We start from the raw sequence: 23,348 nt of genomic DNA on the forward strand, positions 1-23,348 counted from the left end.
ATATTATAAACTAATTAGCTAATTTTTTATCTATATATAGTAGGATAATTTCTAAAAATAAAAATAACAAAACAACCACACCTGTATTTAATAAAGCTTGTGTTAACCCTATTTTACTTGCGTCAAGAAAAGGATAAGGATATAAATCTGTAATATAACCTCTTATGAAAATATAGATAACATAAATAAGGGGAGGAATAATAGCAGTAATCATAATTTTCTTGTTTGGTATTTTTCTAGGACCAAATACTAGCCAATTTAGTACTGCTAAAAAAGGAATGATTACATGTAATGCTTCATTTGTAAACATTGCAATTCCCTTAAGATTATGATCATCATCACGCAGCATTACATTATATACTATACAGGTTATAACAATACAAATAATGCTATCTATTCGTAATAAGCGAAACCAATTACTAGAGTAAGTAGGATTAATAAGTAAAATTAAGGAACTTATTCCTACTGCCAAATTTGATTGTACAGTAAAATAGCTATAATAATATATATAACGAGTGATATGGGATTGTTCATTTAAAATAAATGGATGCATATCCACGTAAACAAAATTATAGGTTTCAAAACAAATACTAAATAGCACTAAAATTATAATAAGTAAGTTAAGAAAAGTTCTCATGAAATAATAAATATAAAATAATAGGAATCAAAAATATGTTAAATTATGGAACAAAAAAAGTAATTTTCAAAACGTTTAAAAGAAATAAAAATATTTTTATTATTTAGCAAGTAAATATTATTTTATATTAAATTGTTTGTTAAATAAAGACTTAAAAAAAATATCTATAAGAAGTTTTGAAACTACGATAGAAGTGCCTTTTGATTATATAAATATAAGTATCTATTCAACCCGATAAAATAATGAGAATTGCTATTACATTGCCCTGAATTAAATACAGGTTGGTTATTAACTAGGAAAGGATAAATGTTGAAAAATAACAGAAAAGAAGAAGCTATTTTGGTTAATTCTAACATTATAGAAGTTCCTATTATTTTTCAATATGCTTATGTGGGTTATCTTGGCGGTTTTGATGATTCCAAATATATAGATTCTATCAACATAGCCAATATATTGATAGAGAATTAAAAGATCATTATGTTATGTTTAAAGTAAAAGGGAATAGACAGTATGAATAATTATAGCTAAGAAAGATTTTAAGAAGGAGACTTGTTACTAAGTAGAGAAGTCAAAAAAGAATATTAGAAATATAAATTACATATTAATAAATGGAACTATGTAATCGTTCATAAAACAGAAGGTATAATTGTTAAAAAGATTATAAAACATGATGTAGGAAAGGTAAAATTATATCAATTCATTCATTAAACATTATTATGAAGATAAAGAATTATTTCTAGAAGATATTGCTCAATTATTTAATGTAATTCAAATACAAAGAAATTTTAGAATTTGATACACACGCATCAATATTTTAAAAGTAAATACTTAATCATTAACAATCAATATTTTGCTTAATTTTCACTTATTTTGTTTGTAATAGGGATATGAGTTTATGTTTTTATTACAAAACTTATACTTATAAAGTTAACATATAAGTTTAATAAAATTCACATATTTTTTGTTACTCCAAATGTTAGTCCATAACAAAATATATGTTTTTGGATTAGTTAAAAGGTTAGATAAAAAATAGATATTTTATTCCAGAGGTAAACTTGTTTTCTTAAATAAAAAGACGTTTGTAAAGCTATTTAATCGTGTTTTGTAGGTTTATAGGAGAAGGATAATCATTTAAAAGGTGTATTTATCAGGTGTAAAATTACCATTAGATACAAGCAAATACTAATTTTGTTTTATATTATAAAAAGCATTTTTTTTCTTACAATCTTTTATATATCATATTTCCAGTCTCTTTTTGCTTTTTTATTTGAGTACTATTAGCATTTAGAGGTAATATTATATCTATATGAATCAAAAAAATGCTAATACATTTTTAAAAATTTAGGAATATAAATGGCTTATATAAATTATATATAGTTAGAAAAAACGTAAAATATCATATAAATAAAGAAAAATTAAATTGTATTTAAACAATAAGAACTAAAATAAAAAAAATACTTTTTTAGAAAGTAAGCTATACAACCAAAATAGGAACATTAGTTTTGTTGCTCAATCTGTTTGTCATAACTCCAAAAGTAAAATCAGCAATTCCTTTATATTCATGTTTAGCCATTAATAAGACATCAATTTTATTTTCGGTAATTAATTGGGGAAGTGAAACTGCAGGATTTCCAAATCCCAATTTTGTCTCAACATTTGTATATCCTTCCTTTATAAGAAAATTTTTATATTCATCAAGCTTATTTTGATCGAATTTTACTTCAAAGTCATCCGCCATTTTTCCATTATAATTAGCTGAAGCACTTTCTGTAACATGAAACAATAAAATCAATGAATTTGTACCAGCAAAAATTGGTAAATAATCAAGAACCCGTTGGTCTCCTGTACTAAAATCTAAAGCTATTCCAATAACTTTGAAAGAATGTATTTGTTTAATACTTTTTTGAGGAGGTAAATGATGAATATTAAAATTTAATTTTTTAGTTTTTTTAATCCATGGATATAAGACAATGCTAATTAAAAATAATAATAAACTTAAGGATACTGTGCCTAAGAGTATTTTTACAGCCAAAGAGACATTTTCATTAGCATATACATTAATTTCTTCATCATAAATTAATTTTATATTTAATATTATTATGATGATACAAATGATCCAAGATATAATTTTAACAGGTAATTTAATGGCAAATGTACCCATCTTTTCTTTATCACTAACAAAATGAATAAGTGGGATTATTGCGAAGCCTAATTGCATACTTAAGAGAACTTGACTAAAAATGAGCATTTCATCAACAGAATTTTCTCCTAATATGCTTATTACAACAACGGCCGGTATTATTGCAAGCATTCGTGTTAATAACCTCCGTAATGCAGGATTCATTCTAAAATGAAGATAACCTTCCATTACAATTTGTCCGGCAAGTGTTCCGGTAACAGTTGAACTTTGTCCTGCGGCAATTAAAGCTACGGCAAAAAGAAATGGAGATAATGGTCCGAGCAAATCTGATAGCATTTTGTAGGCATCATGCAAGCCTGAAACATCATGCAAGCCTGCTTTATAAAAAGTTGATGCTGCTAGGACCAATATAGCGGCATTTACGAAAAATGCCATATTTAAAGCAATAAGGCTATCATAAAAATTATATTTGATAGCTCGTTTAATTGATGCATGATCTCGTTTAATTTTTCTGGTTTGAACTAAAGCAGAATGTAGATATAAGTTATGTGGCATTACCGTTGCTCCAATAATCCCAATAGCTATATATAAAGCTTCAGTATTGGGTAGAGTAGGTTTAAAGCCCTTTGAAACTTCAATTAAATCAGGCTTAGCTAAAAACATTTCCATAAGGAAACAACCTCCTATAATAGCAACTAATGAAATAATAAAGGCTTCCATTTTCCTCATGCCAAATCTTTGTAAAACCAGCAAAATTAACGTGTCTAATGCAGCAAGCCAAACTCCCCAAATAAGATCAAGACCGAATAGAAGCTGTAGTCCGATTGCCATTCCTAAAACCTCAGCCAAATCAGTAGCTGCAATAGCTATTTCTGCGAAGCTATATAAAATATAGTTCATCCATTTAGGATAATATTCCCTATTAGTTTGGGCTAAATCTAAACCTCTTACAATACCTAGTCGAGCACTCAGGGCTTGAAGAAGAAGAGCCATAATATTACTCATTAATAAAACCCATATTAATGCATATCCAAACTTGCTCCCACCTGCTATATCTGTAGCCCAATTTCCAGGATCAAGATAACCTACGGCAACGAGATATGCCGGACCAAAAAAAGAAAGAATTTTTTTCCATTTTTTAGGATTTTCGGTGCTTATAGTAGCATGAACTTCTTGTAGAGACTTCTTACTCAATTGTTAGGCTTTTCTAATATTTGCAAATTTAAATAAAATTTTTACATTGATAAAATAAAATATTAATCATTTTCAGGTATCCATAAATAATCTTTAAGATTAATAATCTTATCATTTTTGATTCGGATCCCTTCATTCTCTAATAATTCTTCCATCAATGTGGGAGTAGGAAAATGAAATTTTCCCGTTAATATACCTTTACGATTTACTACTCTGTGAGCAGGTAAATCAGCTAATGTATGAGATGAATTCATAGCGTATCCAACCATTCTAGATGAGCTTTTTATACCTAAATGTGCTGCAATATGGCCATAGGTAGTTACCTTACCATAAGGAATCTTTCTCACAATTTGATATACTTTTTCATAAAAATTCAAATTTTTCATATATAAATAAAGTAAATAAAATTAATATTATTTATAAGAAAAGTATAAAGTTAAAAAATTTAATTAATGTTAACATCTTTAACAATAGATTAAAAAAATGTTTAGGTAAATCTGATATTATTAATATATAATGAGTTACAGGTTCTTTTTGCAATAAAAAATCAAATTATTTTTTTTAAATTATTTTATAAATAAGATATATTTTATTACATTAGCAAAAGAGGAAGTTTAGGCTTCAAACACATCATAAAAAATGAGAAATATTAATTTTTACTTTCTAGAAATAGTTTTTGTTTTTTATTAATTTGGAAGTAAAATAAAGAAATGATTCTAATTTATTAGAATCATTTCTTTTTGAGTTTTATGCTTAATTTAAAATTCAAAAAAGATATTATTCAATATATATTTTTAAACACTCTATCCTTAATTGAGTATAATTAAAATATTAAATAGTTAAATTTTAATCTAAGGAATAGTCGATATGTTAATTATCATGTCGATCTTATTATTATCATTTATTATTTTTTTAATAGAAAAATGTCTATATTATTTAGAATTTGATTACTAGGAATGCTTTGTAATTAATGAAGGTTAAGAAGCAGCATAATTAACAATTAAAAAATGAGATAATATTAAATTTTCATTAGTTTTTTCAAGGTCTTTTTATGGCTTTCAAAAGCAATTTCATCAAAATCAATTTCTGATAATTTTTTCCAAACAACCCCCTTTAATTCATCAGGATCAAAATCGATAATAGATAAATTATCATCTTTATAGAAAAAGAATAAATCAATAGTATTATATAAAATGTCTTTATATAAATAGGTATTAGGGTATGAATCAATATATTGAAGTTTAGACTTATCAATAGATATATTTAATTCTTCCTGCAATTCTCTAAAACTACCATATTCTGCAGTCTCATTAGCATCTATAAAACCACCCGGAAGATCCAAGTAGCCTTTTTGGGGTTCTTTATTCCTAATAGTAAATAAAATTTCATCTTTTTTTTGAATAATAACAGCTGTGGCTCCGGCTGTATTATGATAATATTCAAATTTACAATCTGGGCATACAATTTTAGATCCATGTGGATATTCAAGATGATCACCTTTACAATTTGGGCAGAATTTAAAAATTGGTTGCATTTTACACAAGTTTTATTATCCAAATTTAATCAAGTATTTTTAAAAAAATAGCTAATTAATACATATTTTATATGAAATGCTATTTCAGCATATTTAAACAATAAATATAATCCTATATAGAAATAATTGATTAAATAATTATATAAATTAATATATAAAAATAATCTGATAAATATTATTTCATACTTTAGTCTTATAAAAAATATACATAAAAGTAAATAAGATTAATACAATGGCGACAATTACATTAAGAGGTAATGAAGTGCATACTTTGGGAAATCTTCCTGAAGTAGGAAATAAAGCACCGGACTTTATATTAGTAGATTCGGATTTATCAGAAAAAAAATTATCAGACTATAAAGGAAAAAGAGTTATTTTAAATATATTTCCAAGCGTAGATACAGATACATGTGCTATGTCCGTAAGGGAATTTAATGAAAAAGTTTCAGAAATGAATAACACAGTAGTATTATGTATATCAAAAGATCTTCCATTTGCGCAAAAACGCTTTTGCGCAGCAGAAGGATTGGATAATGTGATTCCTTTATCAGCATTTCGATCAGATTTTGGTAAAGACTATAGATTAGAATTTGTAGATGGTCCTTTAAAGGGATTATTTAGTAGATCTGTTATAGTACTAAATGAATCAGGTGAAGTTATATATGATGAACAAGTTACAGAAACTACTCATGAACCCAATTATGAAAATGTTACCGCAATTTTAAAATAAAAAATCTTCAGATTAAAAAATGCCTTATATTTTATATAAGGCATTTATTTTTTTATTAATCGCGTACATGTAGAAATCTTAAAATGCATTAAATTAAGCTAAATTTATAGTTTCCAACTTTCCTATTTTAGAATAGGATAAGAATAATTTGTATAAAACTCAAAAATTAGTTATCAAAAGATACATTTTCTCAAGTAATTTAGATTGAAAAAAAAATAGTATGATAATTGATTTAATTAACAAATGTTGTTTAATATTATGTAAAGCTAATATTAAGAATAATTACAAAATCTAGAAGAGTAAGAGAATTGTTTGACAAATGAAAGAATATATATAACATATGTTAAATCTTAAATGGCTGATTAAAATTTAAAATAATGAGATAACTAAAGTCATAACTTTTTGTTAAAAAAAATAAAAACATGAGAAATTTCAATATAAAATAACGCTATGCGATATAAATTGTTTTTACATTTACAATTAAAAAGTATAACAAAAAAAAATATAATATCATGAGTAGAAAATTTCCAGCAGGTGTGGCAACCGGATCTTTAGTTAAAGAGATATTCGATTATGCTAAAGAAAAACAGTTTGCATTACCGGCATGTAATGTTATAGGTTCAAGCAATATCAATGCGGCTTTAGAAACAGCGGTCAAAGTAAATGCACCTATAATTATTCAATTTTCAAACGGAGGATCTCAATTTAATGCAGGTAAAGGATTTAAAAACCAATCTCTTAGAGCAGATGTTTTAGGGGCTATAGCTGGAGCAAAGCATGTCCATACATTAGCAGAAGCTTATGGTGCTACAGTTATTTTACACACAGACCATTGTGCTAAGAAACTATTGCCATGGGTTGATGGTTTATTGGATGCATGCGAGGAATTTCATAAAAAGGAAGGAAAAACTCTTTATTCTTCACATATGTTAGACCTATCAGAAGAACCACTAGATGAAAATTTATCAATTTCTTCAAAATACTTTGAAAGAATGGCAAAATTAGGAATGACATTAGAAGTTGAAATTGGAATTACAGGAGGAGAAGAAGACGGAGTAGATAATTCAGACATAGAAAGTTCAAAACTATATACCCAACCGGAAGATGTTTATAAAACATATAAATCACTAAGTGCAATAAGTCCAAATTTTACTATTGCTGCAGCATTTGGTAATGTACACGGAGTTTACAAACCAGGTAATGTGAAATTAGAACCGAAAATTTTACATAATTCTCAAGAATATGTTCAAAAACAAGTAGGAGGACCATCAAAACCTATTAATTTTGTTTTCCATGGAGGATCAGGATCTTCATTATTAGATATTAGAGAAGCAATAAGTTATGGAGTTGTTAAAATGAATATAGATACAGATTTACAATTTGCTTATACTGAAGGGGCTAGAGATTATGTGGAAAAAAATATTGATTACTTAAGAACTCAAGTTGGAAATCCTACTGGAGATGAAGCTCCTAATAAGAAATTTTACGATCCAAGAGTATGGGTGAGAAAATGTGAAGAAGAATTTTCTAAAAGATTAGAAAAAGCTTTTGAGGATTTAAATAATATTAATACATTATAGCAAAAAATATAAATTTTAATATATAAAAAAGAGCACCTTATCTTGAGGTGCTTTTTTTGTATATTTGAAAAAAAATATTATGAAGAATTATATTGTCATTTCATCGCTAATTGCGTCCGTATCAATTGTTGTAGCTGCTTTTTTTATAGGAAGTTCATATAAAAAGAAATATCAATCTAACACCATAGCTGTTAAGGGTTTAGGAACCAAAGATTTTGTTGCGGATTTTATAGTGTGGAAAGCTGACTTTTCAAAAAAGAGCTTAGATTTAAAACAAGCCTATGCAGAATTAGAATCAGATAGGCAAACGATAACAGAGTATCTTATCTCCAAAGGGTTTACTGAAAAAGAAATGGTTTTTTCAGCTGTTGATATTTCCAAACAATATGATTATAAATATACAGCAAATGAATCTCAAAAATTTTTTACCGGATACGAATTAAATCAAACCATTACCATTGAATCTAAAGATGTTCTAAAAGTTGAAGATCTCTCACGTCAGATTACAGAATTAATTAATAATGGAGTTGAGCTATATTCTAGATCCCCATTATATTACTATACAAAATTATCTGATTTAAAAATAAAAATGATATCAGATGCAACCAAGGATGCAAAAAGAAGAGCAGAAGAAATAGCTTTAAGTACCGGATGTAAATTGAAGAATGTGAAAAGTGCAAATCAGGGAGTCTTTCAAATTACTGCACAAAATTCTTCTGAAGATGATTATTCATGGGGAGGAGCTTTTAACGTAACCTCTAAGTACAAAACAGCAAATATTACGGTTCGCTTAGTATACGAAGTAGAATAAACCATGAAAATATATAAATTATTTGAGCCATTTAACTATAAAAATCTGTTCTTGAAAAATAGGATAGTGATGGCACCAATGACAAGGTCTTTTGCTTATAATGGAATTCCCACTAAAGAAATAGCGGAGTATTATGAAAGAAGAGCCCAATCGGAAGTCGGTCTCATTATAACAGAAGGGACAGTCGTTGATAGATCTTCCTCTTCTAATGATCTGAATATTCCGAAATTTTATGGCGATGAAGCTTTAGAAGGATGGAAAAGAGTAGTTGATGCAGTTCATGCTAAGGATGGAAAAATAGCCCCACAAATTTGGCATATGGGAATTATCCCGCCCAAAAGAAATTGGAGACCTCACAAGCCTTTTGAAGGTCCTTCCGGTCTGCTAAATCCAGATACCGAAGGAGGAAAACAAATGAGTGAAGATGACATAAAAGAAACGATAGATGCGTTTGCAGACGCTGCCTATCAAGCAAAAAAAATAGGATTTGATTCACTCGAATTGCATGGGGCACATGGATATCTTATTGATCAATTCTTTTGGGATAAACTTAATAGGCGCAAAGATAAATGGGGAGGTTCAACGATTTCCCAACGAAGCCGTTTTGCTATTGAAATCGTCAAAGCCGTACGAAGTGCAGTAGGAGCAGAGTTTCCTATAATATTACGATTATCTCAATGGAAACAACAGGATTATTCAGCAAAGATTGCTAAGTCTCCGGAAGAAATGAAAGAATGGTTACTGCCATTATCAGAGGCAGGAGTAGATATTTTTCATTGTTCTCAAAGAAGGTTTTGGGAGCCTGAGTTTGAAAATTCAAATTTAAATTTTGCAGGATGGGCGAAAAAAATTACTGGTAAGCCATCAATAAGTGTGGGTTCAGTTGCACTAAACGGAGATTTTTTAGGAGCATTCAGAGGAGAGAGCTTTGATGTAAATAGTAGTTTTCTGGATGAACTAGACCGAAGAATGGATCAAGATGAGTTTAATTTAATAGCTGTGGGACGTGCATTATTAGAAGACCCTGAATGGGTGTTAAAAATTAAAAAAGGTAACTTATCAGAGCTTAAAGGTTTTTCCAAAGATCGATTAAAAAAATTGTTTTAAATAAAACATAAATTAGTTATAATTTAGAAATTGAATATAGGTTTAAAATTTTATTTATATAAATAAAGAAATAAAAGAAAAGGTTTTTATCTTTGTATAAATAAGTTCTTTACTTAATTTCTTTATCAACAAGGAATAAGGTGCTGTGTAATAACAGCTTAATAGGGAATCATGTGTAAATCGTGAGCTGACGCGCAACTGTAAATAACGTAAAATAGTTTTATCAAAATAAGCCATTGCCATGTAAAAGGTGAGAAGGCAGATAAAATGTTATAAGCCAGGAGACCTGCCTATTCTTAATTGACAATGCTTTCGCGAATAAGAGCAAGATCACAGAGTATAAAGAATGATAATAAAATTCTCCTTTCGTTATTTTTAGAGAAGAGGGCTTTTTAATATCATATTTTATTTTGTATTTCCAATTCATAACAAAAAGGCATTGTGAAGTTTAGCAATAAGAGCTTTTTATAATATAATCGTTTAAAAAGTTATACAAATGCAGACACACAATCTAGGCTATCCGCGTATTGGTAGTGACAGAGAACTTAAAAAAGCCTGTGAAAAATATTGGGCAGGTAAAGCATCAGTAGAAGAGCTGATGATAACAGGAAAAAATATTCGGCATCAAAACTGGATGACACAAAAAGAAATAGGAATAGACTGGATTCCGTCCAATGATTTCTCCTATTACGATCAGGTACTAGATATGTCCCTGATGGTAGGAGCAATTCCCAAAAGATATAATAAGGTAATACTGGATAAATCAAATACAGAATTGGATTTATACTTTGCTATGGCAAGGGGCTTTCAAAAAGAAGGTATTGATATAAAAGCTATGGAAATGACCAAATGGTTCGATACTAATTATCATTATATCGTACCGGAATTTGAAAGTAATCAGAAATTTTCATTATTTTCTACAAAAATCATAGATGAATATTTAGAGGCTAAAAAAGCAGGAATCAAAACAAAACCTGTAATTATAGGTCCGGTATCTTATTTATTGTTAGGAAAGGAGAAAGAAGAGAATTTCAATAAGTTGGACTTAATAAAAAATATACTTCCCGTATATGTGGAAATTTTAACAAGATTAAAAGAAGAAGGGGTTGAATGGGTACAGTTTGATGAACCTTTCTTAGCCTTGGATTTAGATACAAAGACAAAAGAAACATTCGAATACGCATATATAGAAATTCATAAGCAATTTCCTTATATAAACAAGTTGCTTACTACTTATTTTGACGGCATAAAAGATAATTTACAGCTAGCCTATAAACTTCCGATACAAGCTTTACATATTGATTTGGTTCGTTGTCCCCAGCAACTAGAAGAAATATTAGGCAATATTCCTGGAAATATTATTTTATCCCTAGGAATCGTTGACGGAAGAAATATCTGGAAAAACGATTTTGAAAATTCTTTGGAAATGATTCATAAAGCAGTTTCCAAAATAGGTGCAGACCGTGTCATGATAGCGCCTTCATGTTCACTACTTCACAGTCCCGTAGATTTAGATTTGGAAACAGATACAAAATCACTTTCTTTAGAAACTAAAAAATGGTTAGCATTTGCCAAGCAAAAAATCGATGAGGTAGTTACATTGAAACGTCTTGCAGAGAAAGAAAATGATTCGGAATTACAAAAAAAATTACAAGAAAATAAAAAAATTGTCGAAAGTAGAAGAACTTCTACCTTAATACATAATGAGAAGGTTAAAGAAAAAATAAAAAATATAGAAAGTGTAGTAGATAAAAGAGAATCTATTTTTTCAGAACGTAAGAAAAAACAAAAAGAAGCATTGCAATTACCTTCATTTGCTACAACAACAATAGGCTCTTTTCCTCAGACCTCAGAAGTTCGTAGTTGGAGATCAAAATTGAAAAAAGGATTAATAACATCTTTAGAATATGAAGAGTTGGTAAAAAAAGAAATTGAAAAAACAATTCGTTTCCAAGAAAAAATAGGCATTGATGTATTAGTTCATGGCGAATTTGAACGTAATGATATGGTTGAATATTTCGGAGAACAGTTAGACGGAGTCGCCTTTTCTAAAAACGGATGGGTACAAAGCTACGGAAGTCGTTGTGTAAAGCCACCTATCATATATGGAGATATTTTTAGACCACATCCTATGACAGTGAAATGGTCTTCTTATGCTCAGTCGTTAACAAATAAAAATGTAAAAGGAATGTTGACCGGTCCCGTTACTATATTGCAATGGAGTTTTGTAAGAGACGATCAACCAAGAAAAGATACATGTTTCCAGATTGCATTAGCAATAAGAGAAGAAGTGTTGGACCTTGAAAAAGCAGGTATAAAAATTATTCAAATCGATGAACCCGCAATCAGAGAAGGACTTCCCTTACGTAAAAATGAATGGAAAAACTATTTGGATTGGGCAATAAAAGCATTTAGAATTGCCTCCTGCGGAGTTGAGGATAGAACTCAAATTCATACTCATATGTGTTATTCTGAATTCAACGATATAATACAAAATATAGCTGATATGGACGCAGATGTAATTACTATTGAATGCTCTAAATCAGATATGAAGCTTTTAAGTATTTTTTCAGAATTTAAGTATCCAAATGATATAGGTCCTGGTGTTTATGATATACATTCTCCAAGAGTACCTTCTAAGCAGGAAATGATTTCCTTGCTACAAAAAGCAATAAAAAGCATACCGGTTGATCAGTTATGGATAAATCCTGATTGTGGACTTAAAACACGAGGGTGGGAGGAAACAGAAAAATCACTCATTGAAATGGTAGGAGCAGCTACGGAAATGCGTAAACAATATTAGATTTATGACCTTGAAAATAAATTGTGATTTTAGAAATAGCAGTAATTAATATTTAACAAAAGTTAATTACTAAATAAAGCGTTTAATGTTTTGAAATATTGTATGATATAAATTTAGAGAAAGCTAATTATATAATTTTTTTCAAATAAGATAACTGTGAATAAAAAAATCAAAAATCAGATTTAAAATTATTTAGATTCATATATTTTTATGTGTTATGATAGGCTGAAAGTATATACTTTCAGCTTTTTGATTTTTTTCTTTTTAGTATAATTTTATATTAATATATTTCTTTATACTTGAAACAAAAAAGAAGTAAATAAATATAAGTCAATATATTGAATTAATTTATACTTTTGTATATAACACTAAATTACAAAAAATACAATGGATTTAAAAAATGCATTTTTCGGAAGTTTTAATTTATATGATAATATCTTTATTTCAATAAAATTAGTTGTAGCATTTTTCGCAGTACTGGTTTATATAAAATTAGTGGGTAGGACTATTTTAAATCAGGTGTCAGGAATTGATTTAATACAAAATATAGTTTTAGGAGGACTAGTAGGTGGAATAATCTATAATCCGAATATTTCTATCATGGAATTTGCTCTCGTATTATTTATCTGGACATTTATTGTGTATTTAATAGCTTTTCTAACTAAGAAATACAGTCGCTTACGAGGTTTGATCGAAGGACCAATTATTCCTTTGGTATTAAAAGGGAAATTCAATATTGAAGGATTTAGAAAAGCAAAGATAGATATAATGACTTATGCCAGTGTATTAAAAAATAACGGCATATATGATATATCTAAAGTATATTTTGCACAAATGGAACAAGATGGTTCCATAACTGCATTTACAGATGATTACGATAAATATGCAGTATTATTAGTTATTGAGGGAAAAATTAATCACGTTTACTTAGACGGCATTAATAAAACAGAAGAATGGCTTAAAGATGAACTTAGAAAACAAGGATATGATGATGTATCTGAAATTTTTCTTGCTCAATGGTCTCCTAAAAAGTTTTTTATTGTTCCCAAAGATCAGGATTATAAATTAAAAGTTAACGAATAAAAGCTTATTTAATTCGTACTTCAAAAAACCTTTCATTTTCAATAAAACCTTCTAATAAATCATTTTCATTAAGTTTTGAAACTCCGGATGGGGTTCCCGTAAATATAATATCACCCATTTTTAAAGTAAAAAATTGCGAAATATAAGAGATAAGAAAATCGAATGAAAAAATCATTTCGGAAGTATTTCCCTTTTGTTGAATTTGATTATTCTTAACTAAAGAAAAATTTAAATTATCTAAATTAAATTTTTCTTTGCTAACAAAATTTCCAATTAATGCCGAGCGATCAAAAGCTTTTGATTTTTCCCAAGGAAGACCTTTCTCTTTCAATTCATCTTGAAGATCTCTGGCCGTAAAGTCAATACCAAGGCCTATTTCAGAATAATAATTACAGGCAAATTCAGGTTGGATGTACTTTCCAACTTTAGAAATTTTTATAAGAATTTCAACTTCATGCTGAAGGTTGTCGGTAAATTCAGGAATATAAAGATCATCACCGGATCTTATTATAGAGGTATCAGGTTTAATAAATAAAACCGGTTCTTTAGGAATTTCATTATTTAGCTCTTTCGCGTGATTTTTAAAATTTCTCCCTACACAAATAATTTTCATAAAACACTTTTTAATTTAGCTCTAGTAAAAATTTTTTTTGAATATAAAGGAAAATCTGCATTCATTAACCAAGAGTAGTACCCTAAATCACTTAAAAAAACATTTTTAAGCTTTTTTCCTTTATATTTTCCAAAGTTAAAAATTTCATCATCATCTTTATCTATACCTACAAATCCGGCTAAATCAGCATTTTTATTTTGAGTTGTAAATTCATGAAGGAATTTGACATCATTTTGAATTTCCTCATATTTTTCAAGTTGAGCTTTTAATATCTCGTAGGTAGCGAAGGTATCCGCAGATGCCGAGTGGGCATTTTCCAAATTTTTATCACAATAAAATTTATAAGCGGCGGATAGATTTCGCGGTTCCATTTTATGGAAAATTACCTGAATATCAATAGGTCTGTGCTTCTTTATGTCAAATTCGAACCCATTACGTAAAAGTTCTTCAGCAAGTAGCGGTATATCAAATCTATTGGAGTTATATCCAGAAAGATCAGAATCCTTTATCATTTCCAAAATTTGAGGAGCAATTTTCTTAAAAGTTGGAGCATCGGCAATATCTTCGTCATAAATTCCATGAATTAAAGATGATTCTTTAGGGATAGGAATTTCCGGATTAACTCTCCAAGTTTTACTCTCCTTAGATTGATCAGGATTTACTTTTAAAATGCTAATTTCAACTATACGATCTTTGCTTATGTTTATTCCGGTAGTTTCTAAATCAAAAAAGCAGATTGATTTATGTAGTTTTAGTTCCATCAGAAATAATTTTTTTTCTAAATATAATTGATAAAAGTATATAAATCAAAATTAGTATGGGAATAGCAGAAATTTTAAGAAAGATTAACAGAATTAAACAGATTATGAGAAAAGAAAAAATAAGTGAATTATCTTTCCATTTTAAATTTTTAAATTTTAAAGCTAGTAAAGGAATATTTGATACTAATAGATAACAGGACAATGCTGTAATAAATAGTAAAAACCAGATATTATTTAATAAAGAGAAAGAATGATTTTGGTGAATATAATATAATGAAAAAATAAATAATGTATTAGCAGGAGTTGGCAACCCTTTAAAATAGTAACTTTGATCTTCATCAAGATTAAATTTGGCTAATCTAATAGCCGAAAATAATGTTATTAACAAACCAAAAAAAGGAAACAGTCCAATAATATACCCATTATAGACAAATCCGGACGTTAAATTGTTCAAACGTGTATAAAAATCATCTCCACCTAACATAGTAAACATTAATAAGCCGGGAAGTACGCCAAAAGTAACCACATCGGCTAAACTATCAAGCTCTTTACCAAAAGGACCTGAAACTTTTGTAAGTCGTGCAGCAAAACCATCAAAAAAATCAAAAATAAGTGAACATAAAAGGAGAATTAAAATGTAATTTATAGGGGCTTTAATAATTGTTAAAATACACGCAACGCTTCCACATAATAAATTGGCAAGTGTAAGTGTATTAGGTATATGTTTCATTTTTTGTGATATAAATAATAATAAAAATACAAATCTAAGAATTTTGTATTATTCTTAGTTCCATTTTCGAATTTATTACTTACTATAATACATTTTTACAGAATTAATATCCTAATAAATAATAGAAATATCTTGGTTTAACCAAAATTTAAAATCATCACTCAATTTTTCAGATCCATATTTTTTAGGTATTGTTATTTTCTTGAAAAATAAGATGTTTCGATTACTTCTTAATTTTTCTGTTTTAATAATAGATGCATGCTCATTAATTTCTGGATTAAGAATTTTCAATTTTTAACGTCTTTATGGTAATTGTTTGAGGGTTGAATAGATAGCATAAGTAAAAAGCCCTAGAAATATATTTAATTTTATTAATAAAATAAATATTTGCATATAATATTCCTAGTACCGACAATTATCAATGTTAAGATTCAATAAATCGCTCTTGATGAAAAGGTTGGAGAAACAACCATACATAATCAAGCTGTTTTTCCCGATAAAAAGAATAATAAAGAGCCATTAATTGTCTTACGATTAATACTTCTAATTATATTTTTTATTCTACGAAAGAAGTAAAATATATATAAAAGGTAAGAAGGAAATTTGATTAATGTATTGTTTTTGAACGGTGTACAACTGGGGTCTTATCTAATAATGTTTAGTTATATAACTTATTTAGATACTCCTGTCTTTCAATATTTCCGGTAGCTAATATCATAATCCCCCCAATTAGCAATCCAAAAAAAATAAAAACCATTTAAGTATTAGTCTATGTTCCTTTTAAACTATAACTAATATAAAAAGACATTGAGCAAAAAACATATTTTCGTTCGTCCATCCTAAAATAATTCCGCTTGAGAGAAATAATAAACTTTTTATAATATTATCATCCGATTCTTTTATATTGTAATACTTGTAATATTGATATATAAATATCAAAATAATTAAAGTCTTCCATTAGTAGTTACTACTCACAGTTAACCATAATGTGCAGATTATAAAAGGGCTAATAAATAAATTATAAATAATAAAAACAGTAATTAAAGAAGATTGTTTTTTATTTAAGTTTGATATTTTATATATCATAATCTATACTATTTAAAATATTACTCATTTAGCTCCTATAAATAACAAAAATTGAACAATTAGATGAACAACAGTACGACTACCCCAACCGAAATAATGGTTGTATTGAGAAAAAAAAATCTTTTATATTTTTAACATATGAGTGATTCGTTCCGTAAATAAAGCTGTATGGCGAATCATCAGTAAAGAGGGGGAAATAAAAGATATAAATTATAAATAAGAAAAAAATGATAAAAATTGTTATGCAGTAAGTTAGTTTTTAAATTTCATAGTTGGTTTACAAAAATTTATCAATGTAAAATTAAACTATCTATAATTATATTTTACTATAGAGTAATAAACTTATATTTTTATCGTTCACAATATTACTTATTTTTATTAAAGAAATATTATTTGAAAAAAAAATATCAACAAAATTATAAATTAGTCATAATAATATGGACTCTTCATTCCATAACCTTGCTTCATGCACAAGCTTTTAGAAAATATTCTAATGAATTTTTAAATATTGGTGCAGACGCTAGAGCCTTTGGAATGGGGAATACTGTGGTAGCTAATATATCAGATGTGAACGCCGGGTATTGGAATCCTGCAGGTTTAACGGAAGTCAAAGACGCATGGCAAGGAGCTTTAATGCATGCGGAATATTTTCAATCTATTGCAAAATACGAATATGCAGCTGCGGCTATACCTATTAATAGCTTTGATAACGGGACAGAAGGGACTATTGGATTTTCACTCTATCGATTTGCCGTAGATGATATTATGAATACAACTCAATTGATAGATAATCAGGGGAATATAGATTATAATAAAATAAGCCGTTTCTCTACAGCGGATTATGCATTTATGGCTTCTTATGCAGGTAATTTGTTTAATAATCCGGATCTTTCTATAGGTACGAGCGCAAAAATAGTATACAGACATGTAGGTGATTTTGCAAATGCATTTGGCTTTGGCTTGGATGCGGGATTACAGTACCGTACACAAGATAAATTTTATTTCGGATTGATGGCTAGAGATATCACTACAACCTTTAACGTATGGTCAGTTAATCAAAAAAAATTAAATAAATTAGAATTAGACGGTGAAACCTTAAATGAAGCTCCTAAAGATAAAATAGAGCTTACGATGCCTAAACTTAAAATAGGTGCCGCTAAAAAATTTGATTTTGATGGAAAAGTAGGTTTATTAGCTGAACTCGATTTAAATTTTGAATTCGATAGAAATAATGATTGGATTTCATCCGATGCAGTAAGTATGTCTCCCTCCTTAGGGGTAGAGTTTGATTATGATAATGTTGTATATGTACGTGCAGGATTAAATAATATGCAATATGAAACTAAATTTGATGATTCAAGAAAATTAACGATACAGCCTAATGCGGGTATAGGTTTTCGTTATAAAGGAGTAACAATAGACTATGCACTTACCAATATTGGAAACTCTTCGGTTGCTTTATATTCAAATATATTTTCAGTAAAAATCGATATGGCTAAATTTTCAAAATAACCTATTTAAAGTATAAACCATTAATTATCTTACAGATAGGCAGTATAATTTTATTATTTAGAAAATAAATGTTACCTTTGTAAGGTTTTTGGGATTTAAAAGATTATTAAAAGCCTATTTACGAGGGCTTTTTTTTGTACTTTATTCTTAGAAACTAGTTTTGTAGATAATTATAACTTAGTTATTTATTAGAAAATGTTGTTATGGCATTAGAAGAGAAAGTTAATTTATTATTAGAAGAATTTCTTAATACTAGAACAGACTTGTTTTTAATATCTTGTAAAGTTTCTCAAACTAACAAAATAGAGATTATAATAGATGGAGATGACGGAGTTTCAATACAAGATTGTTTGGATTGCAGCAGAGCTGTTGAAAATAATTTAGATAGAGAAGAAGAGGATTTTGAATTGTCAGTATACTCTTATGGTATATCTAATCCTTTATTAAATTCAAGGCAATATTTAAAAAATAGGGGAAGAGAATTAAATATCATTACTGCAGAAAATAGAGAGATAAACGGAACTATAGTGGGAGCCGATGAAGAAAAAGTAGTTCTTACATGGAAGGAAAGAAGACCAAAAGAAAAAGGCAAAGGTAAAGAAACTGTTGAAGTAAAAGAAGAACTATTATACAGTAATATAAAAAGAGCAACAATTAATATAAAATTTTAATTTAAATTAGAACGAACCGATGGACAGTATAGAGTTAATAGAATCATTTGCAGATTTTAAAGACGAAAAAAATATAGATAGAATTACTTTAATGGCAATCGTTGAAGAATCAATGAAAACCGTTTTAAGAAAGAGATATGGTTCAGATGATCATTTTGATGTAATTGTAAATCCCGATAAAGGTGATTTAGAAATATATTTGAATAGAAAAATTGTGGAAGATGAAATGTCGGAAGATGATTTATTAGAAATAGAAATCAGTGAAGTTAGGAAAATCGATCCAAGCTTTGAAATAGGAGAAGAATATACTCAAAAGATAGAATTAAACGAATTAGGAAGAAGAAATATTCTAGCGTTCAAACAAGTGTTGAATACAAAAATTGCAGAATATGACAATTCTAATTTATATGAAAAATTTAAATCTATAGAAGGAGAAATTGTTAGCGGAGAAGTACATTACATCCGTCACAAACAGGTTATCTTAATGGATGAAGATCAAAATGATATGATACTTCCCAAAGAAAACCAAATCCCTTCAGATTTTTTCCGAAAAGGAGAAACAGTAAAAGCTGTAGTAGAAGAAGTTGGATTTAAAGGAGGAAAACCATTAATAATTCTTTCCCGAACCTCACCAAAATTTTTAGAAAAATTGTTTGAATTTGAAATTCCGGAAATTTATGATGGCTTAATAACCATAAAAAAAACAGTTCGTATACCGGGAGAAAAGGCTAAAGTAGCAGTGGAATCGTATGATGATAGAATCGACCCTGTAGGAGCATGTGTAGGAATGAAAGGATCTAGAATTCACTCTATCGTAAGGGAATTAAGAAACGAAAATATAGATGTAATCAGTTATACCAATAATCAACAATTATTTATCCAAAGAGCTCTTAGTCCGGCTAAAGTGTCTACTATGGAAGTAGACGAAGAAAATAAGCATGCAGTTGTTTTCTTACGACCAGAAGAAGTATCTAAAGCTATAGGAAAAGGAGGCCAAAATATTAAGCTCGCAAGTTGGTTAACAGGATATGAAATCGATGTAAGAAGAGATGAACCGGAAGAAGAAGATATTGAATTGACAGAATTTTCCGATGAGATAGAAAGCTGGGTTATTGAAGAGTTGAAAAAAGTAGGATTGGATACAGCAAGATCTGTATTAGAAAAAGATGTGAATGATTTATTAGAACTTACGGATTTAGAGGAAGAAACCATTATTGATGTTATCCGTATTTTAAAAGAAGAATTTGAAGAATAATGTAAATTTCATTCAATAAATATTATCATATTTGTAAAAAAATAGAATAACAACAAAATATAATATGTCGGGTATTCGATTAAGTAAAGTATTAAAAGACCTTAATATCTCTCTTGACAGAGCAGTAGAGTATTTACATTCTCAGAATGTCGGGATTGAGAAAAACCCTAACGTAAAGTTAGATCAAAAAGCGTATCAGCTCTTAATTACTGAATTTTCAGAAGATAAAATGAAAAAAGATGCGTCTTTAGATGTGGTCATTAACAAAATTCCGGAGAGAAGAAAGGAAGAGAAGGTAGAGCAACCGGAAATATTTAAGGTTAAAGCTGATGAAATAGCTGCACCTAAAACAATAGGAAAAATAGACCTTGATGCTCACAAAAAGACTAGAAAAGATTCTCGAAAAGAAAAAGACAAAGAAGAAGAAAAAATCATTCCTTCCCAGTCAAAGGAGCAAAAAGAAGAAAAATCCATAACAGAGGAAAAGAAATCAGGCATTAAAATAGTTGGAAAAATTTCTCCTGAAGAACTTCAGCGAGCTAAAGAACCTACATATCCTGTTAAAAAGACAAAAGATAAGAATGTTGTAGAAGAACCTAAGCAGGAAATAAAAAAAGAAGAAAAAAAACAAGAAGAGCCCAAAGCTGTTTCCTTACCTAAGGTAAGAGAAACTGAAAAAAAACCTCAGGATGATGAGCCGGAAAAATTAGAAACCCAATATCAAAAATTAGACGGGCCAAAAATTACAGGTCAAAAGATTGACTTAACACAGTTTCAAAAGCCAAAGAAAACCAATAAAGAAAATTCTAATTCCGAGAAAAAGAAAAGAAAAAGAATTGTAAAAGATTCTAAAGTAGATGTCAATGCAGTTGCCAAGTCCATTAATAATACCGGACATAAAAAAGAAGGTTTTGGACAAGGTCAAAATAAAAACTTAAAAAAAGGAGGAGGCAATAGGAGGCCTAATTCCGGTGGAAATAACAGGAACGTTCGTCCGACAGAATTGACGGATGAGCAAGTAAAAAATCAGATTAAAGAAACTTTGGAAAAATTAACGTCCAAAGGAGGGAAATCTAAAAGTTCCAAGTTCAGAAGAGATAAGAGAATTCAAAGAAGAGAGCAAGAGGCAGAGTTACATGAACAAGAAAGAAAAGACAATACCATAAAGGTTACTGAATTCATTACAGTAAATGAATTAGCAAGTTTAATGAACGTTTCAGCTACAGAAATTATTTCTGCTTGCTTTTCATTAGGCGTTATGGTAACCATGAATCAGAGATTAGATGCAGACACCATGGTATTGGTAGCCGATGAATTTGGTTATAAAATTGAATTTACAGATTCTGAAGTAGATGATTCTGCCATAGAAGAAGAGCAGGACAAAGAAGAAGATTTAGTCACCAGAGCTCCTATTGTAACTGTGATGGGACATGTGGATCATGGAAAAACATCTTTACTCGACTACATTAGAAATACTAACGTGATTGCCGGAGAATCCGGAGGGATTACACAGCACATAGGAGCTTACAATGTTGTGCTTTCAAATGGACAAAAAATAACCTTTTTAGATACTCCCGGTCACGAAGCCTTTACTGCGATGAGAGCGCGGGGTGCACAAGTTACGGATTTAGCTATTATCGTAGTTGCAGCGGATGATAATGTAATGCCTCAGACGAAAGAAGCAATTAGTCATGCTCAAGCAGCCGGAGTACCTATGATATTTGCAATCAATAAAATAGATAAACCCAACTCCAATCCAGATAAGATTAAGGAGGAACTGTCTCAAATGAACTTATTAGTGGAAGATTGGGGAGGTAATATTCAGTCCCAAGAAATTTCTGCTAAATTTGGAACAAATGTGGATATTTTATTAGAAAAAGTTTTATTGGAAGCTGAAATATTAGATTTAAAGGCAAATCCAAACAGGCTATCCAATGGAGTAGTGATTGAAGCAGCTCTTGATAAGGGTAGAGGATATGTTTCTACTATATTAATTCAAAATGGTACTTTACGTGTAGGAGATTATATTTTGGCAGGAAAAAATCATGGAAAAGTACGCGCCATGATGGATGAGAGAGGCAACCCTATGAAAGAAGCCGGACCTTCAGTACCGGTTACGGTTTTAGGACTAGATGGGGCACCTACCGCTGGAGATAAATTTAGAGTTTTTGAAGATGAAAAAGAGGCGAAGCAAATTGCTAATAAGCGAGAGCAATTAATTAGAGAGCAATCTATAAGAACTCAGAAACATATAACCTTAGATGAAATTGGAAGAAGAATTGCATTAGGTGATTTTAAAGAATTAAATATTATCTTGAAAGGAGATGTAGACGGTTCAGTAGAAGCCTTAACAGATTCCTTACAAAAACTATCTAATGATCAGATCCAAATTAATATCATACACAAAGGAGTAGGACAAATTACGGAATCTGATATATTATTGGCAGCAGCTTCAGATGCTATTTTAATAGGATTTAATATCCGTCCTAATCTAAGTGCAAGAGATTTAGCAGAAAGAGAAGAAATTGAAATTAGAACATACTCCATTATATATGACGTAATAAACGATGTCAAAGAAGCTATGGAAGGCATGCTTTCTCCTGAGATAAAAGAACAAATTATCGGGAATGTAGAAATTCGCGAAACTTTTAAAATTTCCAAAGTAGGAACTATTGCCGGTTGTATGGTTTTAGATGGAACGATTCATAGAAATTCTAAAATTCGTATTATAAGAGAAGGAATAGTAGTTTATACAGGAGAACTTGAAAGTTTAAAGAGATTTAAAGATGATGTGAAAGAGGTTAGTAAAGGATATGAATGCGGATTAAATATTAAAAATTATAACGATATACAGATAGGAGATTTATTAGAGGTTTATGAAGAAGTAGAAGTTAAAAAGAAATTAAAAATTTAATTAAAAATTTATAAAAATAAAAAAGGCTGTATGAATTTCATGCAGCCTTTTTTATTTTACACAACCTTAACTTATAGTGTTTTTTCAATCAATTAGTAAATTTCTCAATAAAATTCGTCATATAATTAAAATAATTAGTTTTTGTATAGCAAAAAATTAATAATTCAAGATCATTTAATATTATTTT

General features: G+C 28.9%; 20 protein-coding genes and 1 riboswitch. Of the genes, 11 read left to right on the plus strand and 9 right to left on the minus strand.

The window, feature by feature from the left end:
• Positions 1-10 precede the first annotated feature (10 nt).
• On the minus strand, positions 11-553 hold the full coding sequence (locus tag M3Z80_RS00220) for a Pr6Pr family membrane protein (protein WP_293916376.1): 543 nt from the start codon (positions 551-553) through the stop codon (positions 11-13).
• A gap of 390 nt (positions 554-943) precedes the next feature.
• Here M3Z80_RS00220 and M3Z80_RS00225 point away from each other — a divergent pair, with 390 nt between their 5' ends.
• Complete coding sequence (locus M3Z80_RS00225; RefSeq protein WP_293916378.1) at positions 944-1,105, plus strand: hypothetical protein; 162 nt, start codon at positions 944-946, stop codon at positions 1,103-1,105.
• Between the two features lie 1,006 nt (positions 1,106-2,111).
• Here M3Z80_RS00225 and M3Z80_RS00230 read toward each other — a convergent pair.
• From M3Z80_RS00230 to M3Z80_RS00240, 3 genes are all read right to left on the minus strand, one after another.
• Entirely contained in the window at positions 2,112-3,971 is a 1,860-nt protein-coding gene (locus M3Z80_RS00230) for an Nramp family divalent metal transporter (protein ID WP_293916380.1), read from the minus strand.
• A 62-nt stretch (positions 3,972-4,033) separates the two neighbouring features.
• Positions 4,034-4,357, minus strand: a complete 324-nt coding sequence (locus M3Z80_RS00235) for an MGMT family protein (RefSeq protein ID WP_293916382.1) — start codon at positions 4,355-4,357, stop codon at positions 4,034-4,036.
• A gap of 632 nt (positions 4,358-4,989) precedes the next feature.
• The gene (locus tag M3Z80_RS00240) at positions 4,990-5,505 is read right to left on the minus strand and encodes an NUDIX domain-containing protein (RefSeq protein ID WP_293916384.1); all 516 of its coding nucleotides are present in this window, start codon (positions 5,503-5,505) and stop codon (positions 4,990-4,992) included.
• Positions 5,506-5,737: 232 nt separating this feature from the next.
• Here M3Z80_RS00240 and tpx point away from each other — a divergent pair, with 232 nt between their 5' ends.
• From tpx to M3Z80_RS00270, 6 genes are all read left to right on the plus strand, one after another.
• Positions 5,738-6,235 (plus strand): thiol peroxidase, encoded by a 498-nt coding sequence (gene tpx / locus M3Z80_RS00245; RefSeq protein ID WP_293916386.1) that lies wholly within the window; start codon positions 5,738-5,740, stop codon positions 6,233-6,235.
• 512 nt (positions 6,236-6,747) lie between these two features.
• A complete protein-coding gene (gene fbaA / locus M3Z80_RS00250) occupies positions 6,748-7,815 on the plus strand; it encodes a class II fructose-bisphosphate aldolase (RefSeq protein ID WP_293916388.1) in 1,068 nt (355 codons plus the stop codon).
• 79 nt (positions 7,816-7,894) lie between these two features.
• Complete coding sequence (locus tag M3Z80_RS00255) at positions 7,895-8,626, plus strand: SIMPL domain-containing protein (RefSeq protein WP_293916390.1); 732 nt, start codon at positions 7,895-7,897, stop codon at positions 8,624-8,626.
• Between the two features lie 3 nt (positions 8,627-8,629).
• Positions 8,630-9,733 carry an NADH:flavin oxidoreductase gene (locus tag M3Z80_RS00260; protein WP_293916392.1) on the plus strand — a complete coding sequence of 368 codons (1,104 nt, stop codon included), beginning with the start codon at positions 8,630-8,632 and terminating at the stop codon, positions 9,731-9,733.
• Between the two features lie 120 nt (positions 9,734-9,853).
• Positions 9,854-10,041: riboswitch (cobalamin riboswitch) on the plus strand.
• 188 nt (positions 10,042-10,229) lie between these two features.
• Positions 10,230-12,536 carry a 5-methyltetrahydropteroyltriglutamate--homocysteine S-methyltransferase gene (gene metE / locus M3Z80_RS00265; RefSeq protein WP_293916394.1) on the plus strand — a complete coding sequence of 769 codons (2,307 nt, stop codon included), beginning with the start codon at positions 10,230-10,232 and terminating at the stop codon, positions 12,534-12,536.
• Positions 12,537-12,923: 387 nt separating this feature from the next.
• Positions 12,924-13,619 carry a DUF421 domain-containing protein gene (locus tag M3Z80_RS00270; RefSeq protein WP_293916396.1) on the plus strand — a complete coding sequence of 232 codons (696 nt, stop codon included), beginning with the start codon at positions 12,924-12,926 and terminating at the stop codon, positions 13,617-13,619.
• A gap of 4 nt (positions 13,620-13,623) precedes the next feature.
• On the opposite strand, the gene M3Z80_RS00275 is transcribed toward M3Z80_RS00270, so the two are convergent.
• The 5 genes from M3Z80_RS00275 to M3Z80_RS09755 form a co-directional block, all read right to left on the minus strand.
• The gene (locus tag M3Z80_RS00275) at positions 13,624-14,232 is read right to left on the minus strand and encodes a fumarylacetoacetate hydrolase family protein (RefSeq protein ID WP_293916398.1); all 609 of its coding nucleotides are present in this window, start codon (positions 14,230-14,232) and stop codon (positions 13,624-13,626) included.
• On the minus strand, positions 14,229-14,993 hold the full coding sequence (locus tag M3Z80_RS00280) for a 3'-5' exonuclease (RefSeq protein ID WP_293916400.1): 765 nt from the start codon (positions 14,991-14,993) through the stop codon (positions 14,229-14,231). The genes M3Z80_RS00275 and M3Z80_RS00280 overlap by 4 nt, the downstream gene beginning before the upstream one ends.
• Complete coding sequence (locus M3Z80_RS00285) at positions 14,974-15,723, minus strand: CDP-alcohol phosphatidyltransferase family protein (protein WP_293916402.1); 750 nt, start codon at positions 15,721-15,723, stop codon at positions 14,974-14,976. Before M3Z80_RS00285 ends, M3Z80_RS00280 begins: the two co-directional genes overlap by 20 nt.
• 780 nt (positions 15,724-16,503) lie before the next feature.
• A complete protein-coding gene (locus M3Z80_RS09750; RefSeq protein WP_366519827.1) occupies positions 16,504-16,668 on the minus strand; it encodes a DUF6056 family protein in 165 nt (54 codons plus the stop codon).
• A 165-nt stretch (positions 16,669-16,833) separates the two neighbouring features.
• Entirely contained in the window at positions 16,834-16,929 is a 96-nt protein-coding gene (locus M3Z80_RS09755; protein WP_366519828.1) for a DUF6056 family protein, read from the minus strand.
• 309 nt (positions 16,930-17,238) lie between these two features.
• On the opposite strand from M3Z80_RS09755, the gene M3Z80_RS00290 reads away from it, so the two are divergent.
• From M3Z80_RS00290 to infB, 4 genes are all read left to right on the plus strand, one after another.
• On the plus strand, positions 17,239-18,321 hold the full coding sequence (locus tag M3Z80_RS00290) for a putative type IX sorting system protein PorV2 (protein WP_459251429.1): 1,083 nt from the start codon (positions 17,239-17,241) through the stop codon (positions 18,319-18,321).
• Positions 18,322-18,524: 203 nt separating this feature from the next.
• Positions 18,525-18,992 carry a ribosome assembly cofactor RimP gene (gene rimP / locus M3Z80_RS00295; protein WP_293916406.1) on the plus strand — a complete coding sequence of 156 codons (468 nt, stop codon included), beginning with the start codon at positions 18,525-18,527 and terminating at the stop codon, positions 18,990-18,992.
• Between the two features lie 19 nt (positions 18,993-19,011).
• Positions 19,012-20,247: a transcription termination factor NusA gene (gene nusA, locus M3Z80_RS00300; protein WP_293916408.1), complete on the plus strand. Its 1,236-nt coding sequence runs from the start codon at positions 19,012-19,014 to the stop codon at positions 20,245-20,247.
• A gap of 64 nt (positions 20,248-20,311) precedes the next feature.
• On the plus strand, positions 20,312-23,161 hold the full coding sequence (gene infB, locus M3Z80_RS00305) for a translation initiation factor IF-2 (RefSeq protein WP_293916410.1): 2,850 nt from the start codon (positions 20,312-20,314) through the stop codon (positions 23,159-23,161).
• Positions 23,162-23,348 lie beyond the last annotated feature (187 nt).

This window comes from Apibacter sp. (assembly GCF_025291155.1).
Taxonomy (GTDB): Bacteria; Bacteroidota; Bacteroidia; order Flavobacteriales; family Weeksellaceae; genus Apibacter.

Coding starts and splice junctions, on each gene's coding strand:
- M3Z80_RS00220 (WP_293916376.1), bottom strand. CDS start 553: ATGCATCCATTTATTTTAAATGAACAATCCCATATCACTCGTTATATA.
- M3Z80_RS00225 (WP_293916378.1), top strand. CDS start 944: ATGTTGAAAAATAACAGAAAAGAAGAAGCTATTTTGGTTAATTCTAAC.
- M3Z80_RS00235 (WP_293916382.1), bottom strand. CDS start 4,357: ATGAAAAATTTGAATTTTTATGAAAAAGTATATCAAATTGTGAGAAAG.
- M3Z80_RS00240 (WP_293916384.1), bottom strand. CDS start 5,505: ATGCAACCAATTTTTAAATTCTGCCCAAATTGTAAAGGTGATCATCTT.
- tpx (WP_293916386.1), top strand. CDS start 5,738: ATGGCGACAATTACATTAAGAGGTAATGAAGTGCATACTTTGGGAAAT.
- fbaA (WP_293916388.1), top strand. CDS start 6,748: ATGAGTAGAAAATTTCCAGCAGGTGTGGCAACCGGATCTTTAGTTAAA.
- M3Z80_RS00255 (WP_293916390.1), top strand. CDS start 7,895: ATGAAGAATTATATTGTCATTTCATCGCTAATTGCGTCCGTATCAATT.
- M3Z80_RS00260 (WP_293916392.1), top strand. CDS start 8,630: ATGAAAATATATAAATTATTTGAGCCATTTAACTATAAAAATCTGTTC.
- metE (WP_293916394.1), top strand. CDS start 10,230: ATGCAGACACACAATCTAGGCTATCCGCGTATTGGTAGTGACAGAGAA.
- M3Z80_RS00270 (WP_293916396.1), top strand. CDS start 12,924: ATGGATTTAAAAAATGCATTTTTCGGAAGTTTTAATTTATATGATAAT.
- M3Z80_RS00275 (WP_293916398.1), bottom strand. CDS start 14,232: ATGAAAATTATTTGTGTAGGGAGAAATTTTAAAAATCACGCGAAAGAG.
- M3Z80_RS00280 (WP_293916400.1), bottom strand. CDS start 14,993: ATGGAACTAAAACTACATAAATCAATCTGCTTTTTTGATTTAGAAACT.
- M3Z80_RS00285 (WP_293916402.1), bottom strand. CDS start 15,723: ATGAAACATATACCTAATACACTTACACTTGCCAATTTATTATGTGGA.
- rimP (WP_293916406.1), top strand. CDS start 18,525: ATGGCATTAGAAGAGAAAGTTAATTTATTATTAGAAGAATTTCTTAAT.
- nusA (WP_293916408.1), top strand. CDS start 19,012: ATGGACAGTATAGAGTTAATAGAATCATTTGCAGATTTTAAAGACGAA.
- infB (WP_293916410.1), top strand. CDS start 20,312: ATGTCGGGTATTCGATTAAGTAAAGTATTAAAAGACCTTAATATCTCT.